This window comes from Marinobacter mobilis, from assembly GCF_900106945.1.
GTDB lineage: Bacteria > Pseudomonadota > Gammaproteobacteria > Pseudomonadales > Oleiphilaceae > Marinobacter > Marinobacter mobilis.
Window position 1 is genome coordinate 31477 of the sequence record NZ_FNNE01000007.1, and the last position, 17274, is coordinate 48750.

The 17274-nt window shown below is 57.4% G+C and carries 14 protein-coding genes and 1 tRNA gene; 7 read left to right on the forward strand and 8 right to left on the reverse strand.

Annotation, left to right across the window (positions count from 1 at the left end):
• Positions 1–212: 212 nt before the first annotated feature.
• Positions 213–2285, reverse strand: a complete 2073-nt coding sequence (locus tag BLV11_RS11730) for an oxidoreductase (protein WP_091814224.1) — start codon at positions 2283–2285, stop codon at positions 213–215.
• Positions 2286–2398: 113 nt separating this feature from the next.
• On the opposite strand from BLV11_RS11730, the gene BLV11_RS11735 reads away from it, so the two are divergent.
• Positions 2399–3454, forward strand: a complete 1056-nt coding sequence (locus BLV11_RS11735) for an AraC family transcriptional regulator (RefSeq protein ID WP_091814228.1) — start codon at positions 2399–2401, stop codon at positions 3452–3454.
• Between the two features lie 255 nt (positions 3455–3709).
• On the opposite strand, the gene BLV11_RS11740 is transcribed toward BLV11_RS11735, so the two are convergent.
• Both BLV11_RS11740 and BLV11_RS11745 read right to left on the reverse strand, forming a co-directional pair.
• A tRNA-Asp gene (locus BLV11_RS11740) sits at positions 3710–3786 on the reverse strand.
• 124 nt (positions 3787–3910) lie between these two features.
• Positions 3911–4942 carry an AraC family transcriptional regulator gene (locus BLV11_RS11745; protein ID WP_091814231.1) on the reverse strand — a complete coding sequence of 344 codons (1032 nt, stop codon included), beginning with the start codon at positions 4940–4942 and terminating at the stop codon, positions 3911–3913.
• Positions 4943–5139: 197 nt separating this feature from the next.
• On the opposite strand from BLV11_RS11745, the gene BLV11_RS11750 reads away from it, so the two are divergent.
• A complete protein-coding gene (locus BLV11_RS11750) occupies positions 5140–6024 on the forward strand; it encodes a MaoC/PaaZ C-terminal domain-containing protein (protein WP_091814235.1) in 885 nt (294 codons plus the stop codon).
• A gap of 144 nt (positions 6025–6168) precedes the next feature.
• Here the strand turns inward: BLV11_RS11750 and BLV11_RS11755 are convergent, their stop codons facing one another.
• The 3 genes from BLV11_RS11755 to BLV11_RS11765 are packed head-to-tail and all read right to left on the reverse strand — an operon-like array spanning position 6169 to position 10885.
• A complete protein-coding gene (locus BLV11_RS11755; RefSeq protein WP_091814238.1) occupies positions 6169–7755 on the reverse strand; it encodes an ATP-binding response regulator in 1587 nt (528 codons plus the stop codon).
• A gap of 46 nt (positions 7756–7801) precedes the next feature.
• Positions 7802–8428, reverse strand: a complete 627-nt coding sequence (gene fixJ / locus BLV11_RS11760; RefSeq protein WP_091814241.1) for a response regulator FixJ — start codon at positions 8426–8428, stop codon at positions 7802–7804.
• Positions 8429–8479: 51 nt separating this feature from the next.
• Positions 8480–10885 (reverse strand): Lon protease family protein, encoded by a 2406-nt coding sequence (locus BLV11_RS11765; RefSeq protein WP_091814244.1) that lies wholly within the window; start codon positions 10883–10885, stop codon positions 8480–8482.
• Between the two features lie 692 nt (positions 10886–11577).
• On the opposite strand from BLV11_RS11765, the gene BLV11_RS11775 reads away from it, so the two are divergent.
• The 5 genes from BLV11_RS11775 (at position 11578) to BLV11_RS11790 (ending at position 15604) form a co-directional block, all read left to right on the forward strand.
• Positions 11578–11955 carry a PilZ domain-containing protein gene (locus BLV11_RS11775; RefSeq protein ID WP_091814251.1) on the forward strand — a complete coding sequence of 126 codons (378 nt, stop codon included), beginning with the start codon at positions 11578–11580 and terminating at the stop codon, positions 11953–11955.
• 128 nt (positions 11956–12083) lie between these two features.
• Complete coding sequence (gene ftsH / locus BLV11_RS11780; RefSeq protein ID WP_091814253.1) at positions 12084–13985, forward strand: ATP-dependent zinc metalloprotease FtsH; 1902 nt, start codon at positions 12084–12086, stop codon at positions 13983–13985.
• A gap of 36 nt (positions 13986–14021) precedes the next feature.
• Complete coding sequence (locus tag BLV11_RS18330; RefSeq protein WP_175528345.1) at positions 14022–14177, forward strand: hypothetical protein; 156 nt, start codon at positions 14022–14024, stop codon at positions 14175–14177.
• A 56-nt stretch (positions 14178–14233) separates the two neighbouring features.
• Positions 14234–15226, forward strand: coding sequence for a calcium/sodium antiporter (locus BLV11_RS11785; protein ID WP_091814257.1), 993 nt, complete (start codon positions 14234–14236; stop codon positions 15224–15226).
• A 75-nt stretch (positions 15227–15301) separates the two neighbouring features.
• The gene (locus tag BLV11_RS11790; RefSeq protein WP_139173234.1) at positions 15302–15604 is read left to right on the forward strand and encodes a helix-turn-helix domain-containing protein; all 303 of its coding nucleotides are present in this window, start codon (positions 15302–15304) and stop codon (positions 15602–15604) included.
• Here the strand turns inward: BLV11_RS11790 and BLV11_RS11795 are convergent, their stop codons facing one another.
• Both BLV11_RS11795 and recA read right to left on the reverse strand, forming a co-directional pair.
• Positions 15605–16075, reverse strand: a complete 471-nt coding sequence (locus BLV11_RS11795; RefSeq protein WP_091814854.1) for a flavodoxin family protein — start codon at positions 16073–16075, stop codon at positions 15605–15607. It lies immediately after the preceding gene.
• Positions 16076–16173: 98 nt separating this feature from the next.
• Positions 16174–17220, reverse strand: coding sequence for a recombinase RecA (gene recA, locus BLV11_RS11800; protein WP_091814264.1), 1047 nt, complete (start codon positions 17218–17220; stop codon positions 16174–16176).
• Between the last annotated feature and the right edge of the window lie 54 nt (positions 17221–17274).

Here is a 17274-nt window from a genome sequence, read left to right on the forward strand (position 1 = left end):
GCGGGCAAACCTTTGATGCAACAGCAACACCCCAGCAATTATTGTAGTGCCGTGGCTGCATTCTGGCAGACTTTACGGAGAAATGTTCCTGTCTTGAAGTAACTTTTTTTAACCGTTCACAAAAAAGCCCGGAAGAGAACCATTCTCTTCCGGGCTTTCCTGTCAGCGCAGCCAGGGACGGCTCAGGCCGCCTCCCGGATCACCTTCGACAATCAGATTTCTGCGGCCAGACGGCTGCCCTGATTGATGGCTCGCTTGGCATCAAGCTCGGCCGCCACATCCGCACCACCAATCAGGTGTACGCGGGCGCCGGCATCCTCGAGCCCTTTCTGCAACTCGCGCAGCGGATCCTGGCCGGCACAGATGATGATGCTGTCAACATCCAGCACCCGGTCTTCGCCCTGCTCGGCGCCTTTCGGGGTGATGGTGATATGCAGCCCCTGGTCATCAACCTTACGGTAGGAAACGCCAGGAATCATCTGCACATTGCGGTGCTTCAGCGACGTGCGGTGAATCCAGCCGGTGGTCTTGCCCAGGTTCTGCCCGACCTTGGAGGTCTTGCGCTGGAGCAGGTAAACCTCACGCGCCGCTTCCGGCACCTCGGGGGTAACACCCTTGATGCCGCCACGATGCTCAACCGTGAGATCAACACCCCACTCTTTCATGAAATGACCGGTATCCAGAGACGGGGACTCGCCCTTATGAACAATAAACTCGGACACATCAAAACCAATACCGCCAGCACCGATGACCGCCACCTTGCTGCCAACCGGCTTACGCTCAAGGATCGCATCCAGATAGCTCATCACCTTGGGATGATCGATACCCTCAATGTCCGGAGTCCGCGGCGCAATGCCGGTTGCCAACACAACGTCGTCGAAACCTGCGCCGGTCAGGTCGCTTACAGAAACCCGGGTATTGAGCCGCACATCAACGCCGTGCTTGTCGAGCATCACCCGGAAGTAACGCAGGGTCTCGTAGAACTCTTCCTTACCCGGAATACGCTTGGCGACATTGAACTGGCCACCGACCTCAGAACCGGCATCAAACAGGGTGACCTTGTGGCCACGCTCAGCAGCCACCGTCGCGAAAGCCAGACCGGCAGGGCCCGCGCCAACCACGGCAATGTTCTTCGGACTCGCGGTTTTCACATAAGCCAACTCGGTTTCATGGCAGGCCCGCGGGTTCACCAGGCAGGATGTCAGCTTGCCAGCAAAGGTGTGATCCAGACAGGCCTGGTTACATCCGATGCAGGTATTGATCTCCTCAGCAAGATCATCCTCAGCCTTGTTGACCAGATCCGGGTCAGCCAGGAACGGGCGCGCCATGGACACCATGTCTGCGTGACCGTCGGCCAGCACCTTTTCGGCGGTGTCCGGCATATTAATACGGTTGGTGGTAATCAGCGGCACACTGACTTCGCTACGCAGGCGCGCAGTTACCTCGGTGAACGCCGCCCGGGGGACCGACGTAGCGATGGTCGGAACCCGCGCCTCATGCCAGCCGATACCCGTGTTGATGATGGTCGCGCCAGCCTTTTCGATGGCCTTGGCAAGCTGAACCACTTCTTCCCAGGTGCTGCCGTCTTCGATCAGATCAAGCATCGACAGCCGATAGATGATGATGAACTCATCCCCTACCCGCTCACGCACACGCCGCACGATCTCCAGGGGCAGGCGGATACGGTTTTCATAGCTGCCACCCCATTGGTCGGTGCGGTGGTTGGTGTGGGCAACAATGAACTGGTTAATGAAATAACCTTCGGACCCCATGATCTCAACGCCGTCGTAACCGGCCTGCTGAGCGAGTGCTGCACAGGTCACATAATCCTGAATCTGCTTCTCAACGCCCGCTTCATCCAGCGCTTTCGGTGTAAACGGATTGATTGGCGCCTGAATCGCGGAAGGGGCCACCAGCTCAGGACTGTACGCATAGCGACCGGCATGAAGGATCTGCATGCAAATCTTCCCATCCGCCTCATGGACAGCCTGGGTAATCAGCTTGTGCTCTTCCGCCTCAGCCTCGGTATCCAGTTTTGCAGAGCCCTGGAACACGCAACCCTCGGCATTGGGACCAATACCCCCGGTGACAATAAGGCCTACCCCACCTCGAGCACGCTCGGCATAAAAGGCTGCCAGACGCTCAAAACCATGCTTGGCTTCTTCCAGATTGGTGTGCATGGAGCCCATCAAGACCCGGTTACGCAATTGAGTAAAACCGAGATCCAGTGGGGCCAGCAGGTTCGGATACTTGGCCAGGCCAGGTTTGGCAGTATGTTCGCTCATCAGTCGCTCCTGGGGAGTTAGTCGTTATGTGGCGATAAATTAGCCTGCCTGCTTGCTCAGCTCAATATCCTGAAATAACATTTAATTATCCCCACACAACACTTAATCGAATCATGCTCCAGAACCCCCCCGACCAACCACGTCGCAACACCCTCGGCGACATCAGCGTACTCCACGTCGAAGCCCTGCTGCGTGCAGTCCACAACGAAGGCTTCTCCCGCGAATCGCTGATGGCAACGTTTGGCCTGAACGACCAACTGCTCGGCTCCCCCGATGCGCGCATCAGCATTCCCCGCTATATGCGATTGGGACACGCTGCCATTGAACTGACCGGCAACCGGGCGCTGGGATTAGTCATTGGCGCCCTGAGCCGGCCGGTCGATTCCGGCCTCCCGGGCCTGGCCGCACAGAGCGCCGCAACCGCCGGTAACGCACTGGAGACCCTGGTTCGCTACTCCCTGCTGACCAGCCGCAATAGCCGCGGCCATCCCAGTATGGCCAGGGGGGCGACTCTGGCGACGTTCTACTCCATACGCCCCTACAACAGCTTTAACTTTTTTGTGGTCGACTCGGTACTATCGACCTGGGTACAGCTGCTACGGACGCTTACCGGGCGTCATCATGTCGTGGAGCAGGTCCGCATCGAGTACCCCTCACAGGGCCTGGAGGACACCTTCAGCCATTGGTTCGACTGCCCGGTCCACTTCTCTGGCGGAGAGAACAGCATTCAACTGGCTGAGGGTATTCGCGAACTCGCATCGCCAGACGCGCAGACCGCGTTGCACCGACAACTTATTGCCAACTGCGAACTGCGACTGAAACAGCTCCGCTCAGGCTGGACGTTACGAGAGCAGGTCAAAGACAAACTGTCCCCACTATTGGAACAATCGGCACCAACGCTGGAAACCGTCGCTGCGGAATTCGGCCTGTCACCCTGGACGTTGCAACGGAAACTGGCCGAGGAAGGCACAGGTTATCGCCAACTGATTGATGAAACGCGAAAGGAATTGGCCCGGGACTATATCCGCGAGACCATGGTGTCGCTCACGGAAATTTCCTGGCTTCTGGGATTTTCAACGCCTGCAGCCTTTCACAAAGCTTACAGGCGCTGGTTTGAGGTGAGCCCCGGAGAACACAGAAAAAAGCTTCGGGCTCATGATAACGGTTAATTCCGGCAGGAAAGGCGGCGCTTACAACTCCGTGGCGTCGTCCAGAACCTCATCGTCATCATAGTCTTCATTGTCCTGCGCGAGCAGTTCTTCTTCATATTCCATCATATCCAGCATCCTCTCGGATTGAGTCCTTTGAAGGGATAACGCCAGAATATGAAACAACAATGACAAAACGATGACAAGCGCCAGAACGGCGAAATTTTGACTAACCAGGAGAAAAAAATCGGGCAAAGCCGAAAAGAGAGGAAAAAATGGCGGAGCGGACGGGACTCGAACCCGCGACCCCCGGCGTGACAGGCCGGTATTCTAACCAACTGAACTACCGCTCCGCGTTGGGCTGCCACCTGAGGCGTCATCCGTGGATGACTGTGTGCGGTGACAACGAGGGCGCATTATATAGAGCTTTGCCCCCGTGTCAACGCTTTTTCACGAAGTATTTTGGATTTTCTTCAATCACATGGCGTCAATGCTGGCATCTCGGCCCTGAGCGTTCTTGCGGTACTCGATTGGGGTCATTCCAGACCAACGCTTGAATGCCCGGTAAAAGGTGCTCGGCTCAGAGAAACCGGTCAGATACACGATTTCGTCAATGGACTCGTCAGTGGTCGCCAACAGCTGGCGTGCCAGCCGGTAGCGGAAGTCCGCCAGCACCTGGTTAAAGCTCGTTTCAGCCTCGGTCAGTCGTGTCCGCAGGGTACGGGGCTTTATATCCAGCCGTTCCGCCACCGCATCAAGGGTGACCTCACCGCTTTCCAGCAACTCCGCCACAATTCGCTCAACCTGGCCCATAATGTCTTTCTTCTCCAGCCGCGCCACCTGCTCACTGGCAAAGCGTTCATGCAGGGCCAGCAGTTCGGGCTCAGCGTGGGTGGAGGGATAGGTCAGGACATCAACAGGGAAATAGAGACGATTTTCTTCGGCACCGAAGCGAACCTCGCATTGCAGCGCTTCTTCAACCAGCTCGTGGCCGCGCTCACGCTCATGCTCAAACTCAATCCGCGAGGGACGGAAGCTGCCATCTGTGATGGACTTGAAGAACGCCAGCAAGCCCTGAACAAAACATTCGTTGAAGTGCCTCAGGCGACGCACTTCGTCTGAGGCGGTGTCCAGCACCATACAGGCTTCGTCACCTTCGATGAGGAATTCTGTGTTGGCGGCATCACTGAGCAAGCGCTGGTAATTCTGCGCCCGCCTGAGCCCCTCGCCGAAGGTGGGACTACTGAGAAAAAGGTATTCCAGTACCTGCCCCCGGTAGACCGGAAGTAACTGACCCAGATGCAACCCGATATCCGGATCGCCGGATACATCTTCCAGAACCTGCCAGAAATACAACTGGGCATTGTGCGGTGTACGAAGTTGCTCGGAGTATACATACGTTTCGTCAACTCCGAGTCGGGTGAAGACTGCATCCGTATCCACTCCCTTCTTCTTCATCGCCTCATAGATAAGACGCAACATCACACCAGCATCACGAAGTTCCTGCATATTATCCCGCTTATAGTTGTATATTTTTTCTGTTGGCCATCCCGACCTTGGGGGGTGTAGCGCGAGTCATTGTCGTGCCTCCCTGACTTTGCCAGACTCAGCCTCACCTGAACAATATTAGCGCAATTTGGGCCAACGAAGCACAGTTGTACCAGATTTTTGACAGTTCTCAAGTAATTGCAGGAGACATGCATTCCATGACCGCAAACTATACGTACAACAAACAGGCCCCAGGACTCTGGCCCCTCTATAGCCGTGCGGTGCTCCCGAAGAACAAAGACCAGGGCTCTGTTACATTGCCAGCCCTCAGCGCCAACCTGATCGGCGTCAGTACCACCGGCCCCAAGCTTACACGCTACGAACAGGTTTGTGGTTTCATTCCGCAAAACTCGGTGCCGATGACCTGGCCTCACATCCTGGCGTTCCCGCTTCAACTGAAATTGTTGACGGATCCCAAGTTTCCAATTCCGCTGCTGGGACTGGTTCATCTGCGCAACAGCATAACCCAGCACCGCCCCATTGGCCGAGGTGAGCGACTGGATATCGAAGTAAGGCTGGACGGTGAGCAACAAACCGATCGCGGCCTGGAGTTCGATCTGGTTACCGAGTGCTTTGCCGCCGGCAAGAAAGTCTGGGAAGAAACCAGCACCAACCTGTTCCGCCAGAGTAACGGCGGCACCAGTGCTAGCAAGAAGCCTTCAGGCGCCAAGCCCGAACTGCCACGCTACCCGAATACGCTGGACATCAAGGCTCCGGAAAACCTCGGCCGTCGGTATGGCAAGGTTTCAGGGGATCTCAACCTGATTCACCTCCACGCACTCACCGCAAAGGCCTTTGGCTTTCCCCGTGCGATTGCCCACGGCATGTGGAGTAAGGCTCATGTCATCGCCCTGCTGGAACAGCAGAATGGCTGGCAGAAAGGTCCGGTAACGGTTAGCTGCAACTTCAAGAAGCCCCTTTTCCTCCCGGGCAGTGCGCAGCTGAACTGGCAGGAACGGGACAACGCCTGGGATTACCAGTTGCTGAACAGCAAGGGCGATGCCCCACACCTGTCTGGCGAGATCACCTGGCACAAGGACTAAACGCGACCCGGCGGCCGACGACCAAAAGCCTGTGCAACCCACTTGCACGGGCTTTTGAATCGATATCAAGACGGTATGACAGGGTTTCGAGGAGTGCGAGGGGGGGGGTCGAGTAGAGAGCGCCAAGGAAAAGCGCTCTGAGGCCTACTGGATGACTACTGAAGGGCCCGCCAGAGCATCAGCCGCGCTCGCAACGGGCAGCGTGAAGTAGAAACGGGCACCTCCCTGCTCCGGCCGCTCAAAGCCTATCTCACCACCCTGGGATTTGATCAGCGACTGACACATGGGCAAACCAATGCCCATGCCTTCCGGCTTGGTTGTATAAAACGGCAGAAACAGTTTTTCCTCAGCTCCCTCGGGCAATCCTGTCCCGCGATCGGTCACTTCGACCCGCACAAAGTCTGCACCGCAAAGGCTTGCCGTGACCTCAACCGGTGCCGACGATTCCCCCGAACGGGTTGCTTCCAGAGCGTTTCGGATCAGGTTTAACGCTACCTGCTGAACCTGCACCGGGTCTACCAGAACACGTTCAACGCCGTCCGCCACCGACACCATCACCTCGCCCCCGTTTTGCCGCACATCCACTTCGGCAAACTGCCGGGTCTCTTCCAGCAGGGCGGCCACCGACACCACTTCCTTGCCGGTAACGGGCTTCTTGACGAACTGACGGATGCGGCGAATGACTTCACTGGCCCTGTGGGACTGAGCCTCGGTTTTCTCCAGGGTTTCCCGCAACAGTGACAGATTCAGCTCATCACAATCGATCAGCCGCATGGCCACCCGGGAATAGTTGGTGATTGCGGTCAGCGGCTGGTTCACTTCATGCGCAAAGCCTGCGGCCATCTCCCCTACGGTGGAGAGACGAGAGGCATGGGCCAGCTGTTCACGCTGCTTTTCCACCAGTTCACGAGCGGCTTCGAGTTCAGACTCCCGCGCGAGCTCATCGGTAATGTCCCGAAAGACCACCACCGCCCCCATCAGGGTGTCACCCTCAAGCTTCGGGGATGAACGATATTCCGCCGCGAACTCCGTGCCATCGGGTCGCATCATAACAACACCACGACGGAATTCCGGCTTCCCCAGGCGACAGGTTGCCTGTACCGGGAGATCCAGCTCGGCATCGGGTTGATGGCCGCATTCACGGCAATGGGTATCGAAGAAGTTTGAGCCGATCAGCTGATTCGCAGGACTCCGGACGATGGCTTCGGCAGCGGGATTGACAAAGATGATTGTGCCACTGGCATCGAGCCCGTAGATACCTTCACTGATGGCATTGAGAATTCGGCTCTGGTCGCTCTCCAGCTGCCGGTTACGCTGCTGCAGCTGGCGCTCAAGCCGTATGACACTGGCGTGGGTACGAACCCGGGCAATCACTTCCTCAGCCTGGAAGGGCTTTGAAATGTAATCAGCCCCGCCCAGGTTAAAGCCCCGGACTTTGGCTTCGACATCGTCCAGCGCGGACAGAAATACCACCGCACTGTCTGCCGTTACCGGATCCGCCTTTAGCTGCTGGCAGACCTGATAGCCATCCAGTTCCGGCATCATGATATCCAGCAGGATGACTTCTGGCCGGTCGCGCCGGGCCAGGGTCAGCGCTTTGTTGCCGTCGTTGGCGATCAGCAGACGATACCCTTTGTCTTTAAGGGTCTCATAGAGAACCTTCAGATTCTGGGGATTATCATCGACCAGCAACACCGTTGCGTCGGCACTTGCACAGACCTGTTCACTCATGGATACACAGCCAGTTGAATACATAATCGCATGATGCCCGCCCAGACTAGCTGGCGTCGATACGGTCCTTTACGGACAACACCATCCGGACCAGATGCGCCAGGGAGTGAGTTCCCATCTTGTGCATGACCCGAGAACGGTGGATTTCAACCGTACGCTGACTGATTTCAAGCTCAATCGCGATCACCTTGTTCGCTTGCCCGGCGATCATCCGCTCCATGATCTCAGACTCCCTGGGAGTAAGCGTCTTGATCCGCTTCAGGATTTCCTGCTGCTCACCCAGGCTCTTGCGCTGTTCACGATCCTCGGCCAGCGCCACTTCAATTTTTTCCAGCAACGCCTCTTCACGATAGGGCTTCTGAATGAAATCGACAGCGCCTTCTTTCATCGCGTCCACCGCCATCGGCACATCACCATGACCGGTGACAAAGATGATTGGCAGAATGGAATGGCGTTCATTGAGTTTCTTCTGCAACTCCAGGCCATCCATGCCCGGCATACGGATATCGAGAACGATACAACCGGCCATCTCCTCGGAATAGGCCTTCAGGAACGCAGTGGCATTCTCAAAGGTCGCCACAGCCTTGTTGTCTGACTTCAACAGCAGTTCCAGCGAGTCCCTGACTGCTTCATCGTCTTCTACCACATACACCGTTTGCTGAATGTCACTCATGCTCCACTCTCCATTTGCCAGACCACGAAGAACCATGGTCAAGGATGGCTGTTACTGTTTACTGTCTGAGGATGCAGAGGCGGCCGCATGTTCCTGCCGCTCATGTTCACGCATGCCATCCAGCCGCTGCTGGATCAGGCCGTAAACACTGTGTTTTGGATACTGCCCTTTCTTGTCGGGCTCCCCCGCCTGTTTTCCCATCAGCAGGGCAACGGCCTCCTCCACGGTCGAGACCGAATAAATGGAGAAGCGACGCTCCCGAACCGCTTGCAACACCTCGGCATCCAGCATCAGATTCTGGACATTGGTCGAAGGCACAAGCACACCCTGGGTTCCGGTGAATTCCGTGAGCTGACAGGTTTTGAAGAAGCCTTCCACTTTCTCGTTGGCACCACCAATAGGCTGAATCTGACCAAACTGATTCACCGAACCGGTCAGGGCCAGATCCTGCCGGATCGGCACCCCCGACAGCGATGACAACAGGGCACAGAGTTCCGCCAGCGAAGCACTGTCACCATCGACCTCGCCGTAGTTCTGCTCAAAGGTGATACTCGCCGAGAGGTGCATCGGATCGGTGACAGCGAAGTGGGCAGCCAGCCAGGCGCTGAGAATCATCACGCCCTTGGAGTGAATGTTACCGCCGAGCTTGACGTCCCGCTCGATATCAATGATATCGCCGCCGCCATAATAAGTGGTGGCGGTGACCCGGTTTGCCATGCCGAACTCAAAACCACCGGTCGACATGACGGACAAGGCATTCACCTGACCCACCGTCTTGCCAGACGTGGAAATCAACGTGGTACCGTCGCGCAACGAATCATAGAGCTGGTCACGGATTCGGCTGGAGCGGTACTGGGCACTGGTCAGCGCCTGCTCCACATGTTCAGCGGAAATCAGGCTGGCGTTTTCCTGGCGGGCCCAGTAGTCGGACTCCCGCAGCAGGTTCGCGATGTCGGCGGCATGCAGCGACAACCGGTCCTGGTGCTCTGCCATACGGGCACTGTGTTCGATCACCCTCGCCACGGCACGGCGATCACAATGCAGCAGATTCTTCTCCTTCACCAGGCTGGCAATGAACTTGGAATACAGCAACTGACTGTCGGGCGTGCGGACCATCTCATTCTCGAAATCCGCGGTAACCCGGAACAGCTCGGAGAATTCGGAGTCGTATTCCTGCAGCAACATCCAGGTTTCCCGATCTCCAAACAATACAATTTTGACATCCAGCGGAATCGGCTCAGGTTCCAGGGAGATCGTGCCTGATAGCGTCATTTCCCGCTCAAGAGAGTTGATCTGCATGGATTTCGAGCGCAATGCCCGCTTGAGACCATCCCAGACGAAGGGTTGCTCCAGCACCTTGATCGCGTCCATCAGCAGGTAACCACCGTTAGCGCGATGCAGGCTGCCGGGCCGAACCAGGGAAAAGTCCGTGAACACAGTCCCTTTGAAGGTGACATTTTCAACGTAGCCAAACAGGTTGTGGTAGGTCGGGTTGTCTTCGACCACCACTGGCATTTCGTTGTTTTTCTGGTGCACCAGGACATTGATCTGATAGCGCCGGGGTAGCTTCTTGTCGAGCGATGCATAGGCAATGGCGGCCTGCTCGTCGTTTTCCTCCAGGAAAATATCGAGGTTGTCTGCCAGGTCCTGGCGCACCGCCTCCAGAAAACTCACCACGTCTTCAAATTCACCGTAACGGGCTGTCAGCTCGTCAATCTGGTGGCCAGAAATCCCTTCGAGGGTTTCCTGGTTCAGGGCATGCTGCTGTTCGGCGTATTCCTGTTCCCAGTCAGCCACCTTGCGTACCGCCTGCCGCAGTTTCTTCTCAAGCTTGTCGATTTCCCGCTCGAACTGATTGCGCTTGGCCTCGGAGAGTGCCTCAAAGGTTTCTGCGGTATGAGGTTCATCACCGTTCATCGCAACCAGGCGATACCCACCGGGGGTAGTAACAGTCAGGTTGATGTTCTTGCGGCGGGCCTGATCCGCCACTTTTCCCAGCTCCTTTTCCTGGCGCTCGGCAAAATCTTCCTTGAGCTGGGAGGCACGCTCGAGAAAATTGTCGCTGTCGAAGGTCTGAGGCACCATCTTCATCAGTCGCGCCATCAGCTTTTCCATATCCTGGCGAAGCTGGTTGCCGCGTCCCGCCGGCAGTTTCAGTACCTTGGGTATCCGCGGCTCTTCAAAGTTCGCGACATAACACCAATCGTGGGCCTGCTGTCGGGTGTCCACATGGTGCTCAAGGTAGCGCAACATCATGGTTCGCTTGCCCAGCCCGTTGCGACCGACGGCGTAGACGTTGTAACCACCATGGGGCATCGCCAGCGCAAAACGGACCGCTTCCTGGGCACGATTCTGACCGACAATTTCTGCCAACGGCTCAAGCTGACGGGTGGTTCTGAATGGAAACTCTTTTAGGACGCAGGCTTTGTACAGCCGTTGCAAGGGCAATGCCTTCAAGTTGAATTCCTGTACGGCGACGATGGTGGATTAATGGTAAAAGAGTAGCGCAATAATCAAGGGTTTATCACGCTGAACGGTGTTCATTGTAGATTTTGCCATGGCTGCTGTCTCGCCCTCCCTCAAGTTTCCGCACAGATTGCCGATATAATGACCAAATATAGAAACAGCTGAACCAACGGGGTCGATCGCCGGACTCTACCGCCTCGGCCATCGGGAGGATGTATTTACGTGGATATCTATCGCAATACCTACCAGCCTGTTGCTGCCCTGGACCGTCCCCGGAGAGAGGGTGACAACCGGACGCCGCCCAGCGATGAGGCCAAGGCCCCACCCAGCCAGGCAAACACGGACCGCCGTCGCCAGCCCGACCGGAGACGCCGTCAGGAGCCCTTCGACGGGCCCGACCAGCGGCAGCGGAAAACCCGCCGCCGCCCCCTGCTGCTGGACCCCAAAACAGCCGAATCGGCGCCCCTGGAAGACCGGCGGGGACGATTGCTCGACGCAAAGGCCTGATCTGACAAAATAGGTGCTTGATGCACCTATTTTTTGTGACGCACCGCTCACTCCGGCACTTGATCATTTTTAAGCCAGCAACCGCGGCACTACACTTTCGGTCCCTCCCCCTGCGCCATGATGGCAGCAGCAGCCGGAGCCATAACAATCATAAGACCCAGTATGGATACGCACCCATGATGCCGGACTATGCCGATCGCCGAATCAAGGAGCGCTTTGCGGCGCAATGCCTGAAAGTGAACCTCAGGGAGCGGGGGTTCTTCGGGCGTAACAGAAAGCCGATCTCGGTTTGCTGCCTCGACATGAACCGCTATGGCATGGGGCTGTTGTCACCGCGTCCGGTAGAACCCGGCTCACGGCTGTTCCTCGATTTTCACGGCAAGTACATTTCCGAAGCCAACGTTCGCGCCCGGGTTATCGACTGCTACCCTTATCAGGCCGGGTTCCGGGTCAGCATCCAGTTCACCAATTTCGTGTCCATGCGCAGCTATTCCCGCGCCGTCGATAACGCGCTCTCGCGGATTGAAGGCATCTATAACCGCTACGTCAGCTGATCCTCCGGACCCTCCCCGCCCCATTTGGCCCTCTGCGGCTGCCAGCTCGTGACAGGACTTGCGCTGAGTCATTGCCTGATTGCCCTGAATGACCAAGAATGAGGGTGTCTGATGCGAGGGAAAACGCCATGGCAAACGAACAACCTCAACCGCCCCTGTTCAACTGGACCCAGATGTGGATGATGCTGGGGGTTGTGCTCGTAGCCATGTACCTGCTCAACAGCCCGGACAAGTCCTCGGTAGCGGAACTGCCCTACAGCACCTTCAAGAGTTATCTTACCGACGACGCCATAACCCGTGTCGAAATGCAGGGTGACACCCTTCGTGGCGAATTCAGGGATCCCCAGTTTCTGGATGAGAGCAATACCGGTTACAGCGAGTTTTCGACCCGCATGCCCGCCAGCGGCGATGACCGCCTGCTGGATCAGCTTGAAGCCCACAATGTGACCCTCGAGGTCCTCGACGCCGAACATTCTCTGTTAACGGCCCTGCTGTCCGTTCTGCCCTGGATACTCCTGCTGCTCTACTTCTTCTGGCTGTCACGACGGACCATGGGGCAGATGGGGGGCAGCAACAGTCCGTTTGATTTCAGCAAACAGTTGCAGGCTCAAATCAAGGGCGACATACCCGACACCACCTTTGATGATGTCGCCGGTCAAGACAATGCCAAGCAGGAGGTGCAGGAACTGATCGAGTTCCTGAGGAATCCGGAACAATTCCGCAGCCTTGGCGCCGAAGTTCCCCACGGCATTCTGCTGATGGGCCCACCCGGAACCGGTAAAACCCTAATGGCCCGCGCCCTGGCCGGAGAAGCCGGGGTTCGCTTCTATCCAATTTCGGCCTCGGAGTTCATTGAGGTCTTTGTCGGCGTGGGCGCATCGCGTGTGCGCCAGCTGTTTGAATCTGCCAGAAAGAACACACCCAGCATTATCTTCATCGACGAACTGGACAGTATCGGCCGCACCCGCGGCACCGGCCTTGGGGGTGGTCATGATGAACGGGAGCAGACCCTGAACCAGATACTGGCTGAGATGGATGGATTTAGTGGTCATGAAGCGGTCATCGTCCTGGCGGCCACGAACCGCCCCGACGTGCTCGACCCCGCCCTGCTTCGGCCCGGTCGCTTCGACCGTCACGTCACCCTCGACCTGCCCGACCTCAGTGGCCGCCTCGACATCCTTGCCGTCCATACCCGCCATGTACCGCTGGATCCCACCGTCGACTTAGAGAAAATCGCTGCTGGCACCCCCGGGTTCTCCGGCGCCGATCTCAAGAACCTGGTGAACGAGGCTGCCATGTTGGGCGCCCGCAGCCGGGCCAAGACAGTGACCATGGCAAACTTTGACGAAGCCCGGGATAAAATCATTCTCGGTACCGCCCGCAGTCTGGTGATTTCGCCTCAGGAAAAACACCGCCTGGCCGTACACGAAGCAGGCCATACCCTGGTCGCTCATTTCCTCCCTAACGCCGACCCTCTGTACAAGGTATCCATTGTGCCCCGGGGGCAGGCGCTGGGTGGCACCCACCAGCTGCCCATCGAAGAGCGGCACACCTACTCAGAGGAGTATCTGCGGGATCGCCTCGCGGTCATGCTGGGCGGTCGCGCTGCCGAGAAATCCCTGCTGGGAACCGTCAGCTCCGGTGCTGACGACGACATTCATCAGGCCACAGGTCTGGCCCGTTCCATGGTGAGCCGCTGGGGCATGTCAGACGAGGTGGGACCGGTTGACCTGCGGGCCAGCGAGGGCCACCCCTTCCTTGGCCGCGAAATCGCCCAGCCCCGCCACTACAGCGAGCATGCAGCCGAGGTGGTTGATGACGCCGTGCAAAAGCTGCTGCTGTCGGCCCAGGCGGTGGCCATGGAACTGATTCGCACCCACCAGCCGCAAATGGAAACACTGATTACCCGTCTTGAGCAGGAAGAAACCCTGCACCAGCAAGCCATTGAAGACTGCCTTGGGCCAGCGAAAGTCTCGAAACTCCGATATTTCCCGACGGTCTCCGGTAACCGTAAACAGGATGACCATTAAGCAGCTCCATAACCCCTGATGATGAGGATCTGCACCATGAACACCCCATCAGACGACGCCGCCGATGAACGGCTCCGGGCCACTGAACTGCCGGGCGTCAACATCGAGATGGTCGGGCACTCCGGCCAAAATACCGTCAAACGCATCCTGTTCGGCAGTGCCACCTGGAAACTCTGTGTCTACCCGCTCTGATCGGTCTGGACTGCACGCAACTGAGCCTTTACCAAGGAGCCTTCCCGGGCCACACTATGACTGCCAACCTGCTTGCTAGCTTGCCACTCTGGCTCAACAGCACCCTACTGGTCGTGGCCGCCCTGATCATTGCCAAGGGCGCCCAGGTGGCCATCGCCTCGGCCTCCCAGCTGGCTACGTCCCTCGGGCTTTCCGAGCTCGTCATCGGCCTTACCGTGGTCGCCCTGGGCACCTCGTTGCCCGAGTTTGCGGTGACGGTCACCGCGGCATTGGAAGAACAAGGCAACATCTCCCTCGGCAATATTGTCGGCTCAAACAACTTCAACCTGGGTTTCATCCTCGGAGGGTGTGCCCTGATACGGTCCATTCCCACCAACAACACGCTGGTTCGGCGGGATGGACCGATCCTGGTGGCCGCCTCGCTGCTGTTGCTGCTGTTTGTTGGTACCGACCTGACCCTGAGCCGTTTCGAAGCGGCCGTCATGTTGCTGATCCTGTTGAGCTACCTTGGGCACCTGATCCACACGCAGGACCGAACCATGATGGCAGAAGCCCAAGCCAGCAGGCCGGCCGGGCAGCGCCCAACGTCGACGGTGCCTCGGCTCTGCCTGACCTTTGGTTTTGGCCTGGTTCTGGTGCTGGCGGGTTCGCAATTGATGGTCGACTCCGCCGTCACTATTGCCACCCGGTTTGGCATCAGCGATTGGGTAATCGCCGTCACCATAGTCGCCGCCGGAACCTCCATGCCCGAGCTGGCCACCAGTCTGGCGGGGGTGATACGGGGTCACTATTCGTTAAGCGCCGGCAACCTTATCGGCAGCGATCTGTTCAATATACTGGGCGTTCTTGGCCTGGCGGGTATGATTCACCCAATCAGCACCGACCCCATGGCCCGGCTATCGCTGCTGGCGGTCATCGTCATGGTGATAGTCGCGCTGATATTCATGCGCTCTGGATGGCGGATTTCCAGGGTTGAAGGCGCCCTGCTGATCGCCCTGGCCCTGTTCCGCTGGGGCCTGGACACCGTCAGTCGGTCGCCCGCCTACTGATCGCCTGCACCAGACCAGAATTACAGCCCCCTGCGGAAATCTCTCGCTGAGGTGCCGGAATTGCTGCAGCAGTTCATGAAAATGCTAAGCCAGCCATTGTGGCAGGAATATAAGTCCACGGGCTGTTTCTGTGCCGAAGAAAAGATCCTGCAGTTTCTGCGGGTGCTGGCGAAAAAGCAGAAGCGGCGCGGATACTCAGACACCCAATTGCGGCTGTTCATGCGTCGCAATGACATTGCCAACTATCTGGGCCTTCGCTCGGAAACAATCAGCCGTGTGCTGACAAGACTGGACAAGCGCAAGCTTCTCAGCGTTCACCGGGAACAGATTGTGCTGTTCGAGCCTCAACAGATAGAGGGACTTAGAGGCCCTGTTTGATCAGAAAAGTCCGGCGTCCAGGCTCGCCGCCATATAAAGCCCCAGTTCACGGCACTGGTTCTCGAACTCGCGCTGGTATTCACCTTGGCAAATCAATGCATCCTGAACCGGACGCCAACGCAGGCCCGTGGTGATGGACTCTATGGCGCGCCGGGTTCCTGTTCCATCATGGCCAGCACGGATATAGAAGGCAAAGGGCAAGCCCTGGGTCTTATCCAGGCAGGGGTAGTAACTCCGGTCAAAAAAATCCTTCAGGGCCCCACTCATATAACCCAGATTTTCGGTGGTACCGAGAATGATGGCATCACAGGCGAGAACATCGTCAGGGCCAGCGTCCAACGGAGAAAGCACCTTGACTTCAACCGACTCAAGGTCGGAATGGCGGGCGCCATCAGCAACAGCACTGCGCAGGGTCAGAGTATTCGGCGACGGGGCATGGGCAACAATGAGTAGCTGCCGTTTGTCGGACATGACGAACTCCCGATGCTGGAGCTTCATGGGGATTGAAGAGATCACTTACAATCGCCACCCGGGAAGCAGTCATTTTCCCGGGTGGCAGTATCACAAACTTACAGCAGTTCGCCTGTCGTTTCACTGGGCTTGGTGGCCTCAGTTTCTTTCGGCGTCGGCTTGGGCATCAGCTTGTCGCGTACCTTAGCCTCGATTTCGTGGGCCATATCCAGGTTTTCTTCCAGGAACTTGCAGGCGTTGGCCTTGCCCTGGCCGATCTTGTCGCCGTTGTAGGCGTACCAGGCACCGGATTTGTCCACAAAGCCTTCCTTCACCCCCATGTCCAGCACTTCGGCCATGTGGTAGATGCCCTTACCATACATGATCTGGAACTCGGCCTGACGGAACGGCGGCGAGACTTTGTTCTTGACGACCTTGACCCGGGTTTCGTTACCCACAACCTCGTCACCATCCTTGACGGAACCGATGCGGCGGATGTCCAGACGCACGGATGCATAAAACTTGAGCGCGTTACCACCGGTGGTGGTTTCCGGAGAGCCGAACATCACGCCAATTTTCATACGGATCTGGTTGATGAACACCATCAGACAGTTAGCCTGCTTGACACTGCCGGTCAGCTTACGCAGAGCCTGAGACATCAGTCGAGCCTGAAGACCCACGTGGGAATCGCCCATCTCGCCTTCGATTTCCGCCTTCGGCGTCAGCGCCGCCACGGAATCAACGATGATGACATCCACGGCGTTCGAGCGTACCAGCATGTCGGCGATTTCCAGGGCCTGTTCACCCGTGTCCGGCTGGGACACCAGCAGTTCGTCAACATTGACGCCCAGCTTTTCAGCATAGATCGGATCCAGCGCGTGCTCGGCATCAACGAAGGCACAGGTCTTACCCTGCTTCTGAGCCTCGGCAATCACCTGCAGGGTCAGAGTGGTCTTACCGGAACTCTCCGGGCCGTAGATCTCTACGATACGACCATAGGGAAGACCACCAATGCCCAGCGCTACGTCCAGTCCCAGGGAACCGGTTGACACTGCCGGAATCGCTTCCCGTGGCTGATCGCCCATCTTCATGACGGCGCCCTTGCCAAACTGGCGTTCAATCTGGCCCAGAGCTGCGCTGAGTGCTTTCTTACGGTTGTCTTCCATTGTTGCCATGCCCTCTTTAAGGTCATCAAACCCGAAACATTTATCCGCTGAACG

Excerpts from the sequence above, each read along its gene's own strand:
- BLV11_RS11730 (WP_091814224.1), bottom strand. The coding sequence starts at position 2,285 with ATGAGCGAACATACTGCCAAACCTGGCCTGGCCAAGTATCCGAACCTG.
- BLV11_RS11735 (WP_091814228.1), top strand. The coding sequence starts at position 2,399 with ATGCTCCAGAACCCCCCCGACCAACCACGTCGCAACACCCTCGGCGAC.
- BLV11_RS11745 (WP_091814231.1), bottom strand. The coding sequence starts at position 4,942 with ATGCAGGAACTTCGTGATGCTGGTGTGATGTTGCGTCTTATCTATGAG.
- BLV11_RS11750 (WP_091814235.1), top strand. The coding sequence starts at position 5,140 with ATGACCGCAAACTATACGTACAACAAACAGGCCCCAGGACTCTGGCCC.
- BLV11_RS11755 (WP_091814238.1), bottom strand. The coding sequence starts at position 7,755 with ATGAGTGAACAGGTCTGTGCAAGTGCCGACGCAACGGTGTTGCTGGTC.
- fixJ (WP_091814241.1), bottom strand. The coding sequence starts at position 8,428 with ATGAGTGACATTCAGCAAACGGTGTATGTGGTAGAAGACGATGAAGCA.
- BLV11_RS11775 (WP_091814251.1), top strand. The coding sequence starts at position 11,578 with ATGATGCCGGACTATGCCGATCGCCGAATCAAGGAGCGCTTTGCGGCG.
- ftsH (WP_091814253.1), top strand. The coding sequence starts at position 12,084 with ATGGCAAACGAACAACCTCAACCGCCCCTGTTCAACTGGACCCAGATG.
- BLV11_RS18330 (WP_175528345.1), top strand. The coding sequence starts at position 14,022 with ATGAACACCCCATCAGACGACGCCGCCGATGAACGGCTCCGGGCCACT.
- BLV11_RS11785 (WP_091814257.1), top strand. The coding sequence starts at position 14,234 with ATGACTGCCAACCTGCTTGCTAGCTTGCCACTCTGGCTCAACAGCACC.
- BLV11_RS11790 (WP_139173234.1), top strand. The coding sequence starts at position 15,302 with ATGAAAATGCTAAGCCAGCCATTGTGGCAGGAATATAAGTCCACGGGC.
- BLV11_RS11795 (WP_091814854.1), bottom strand. The coding sequence starts at position 16,075 with ATGTCCGACAAACGGCAGCTACTCATTGTTGCCCATGCCCCGTCGCCG.
- recA (WP_091814264.1), bottom strand. The coding sequence starts at position 17,220 with ATGGAAGACAACCGTAAGAAAGCACTCAGCGCAGCTCTGGGCCAGATT.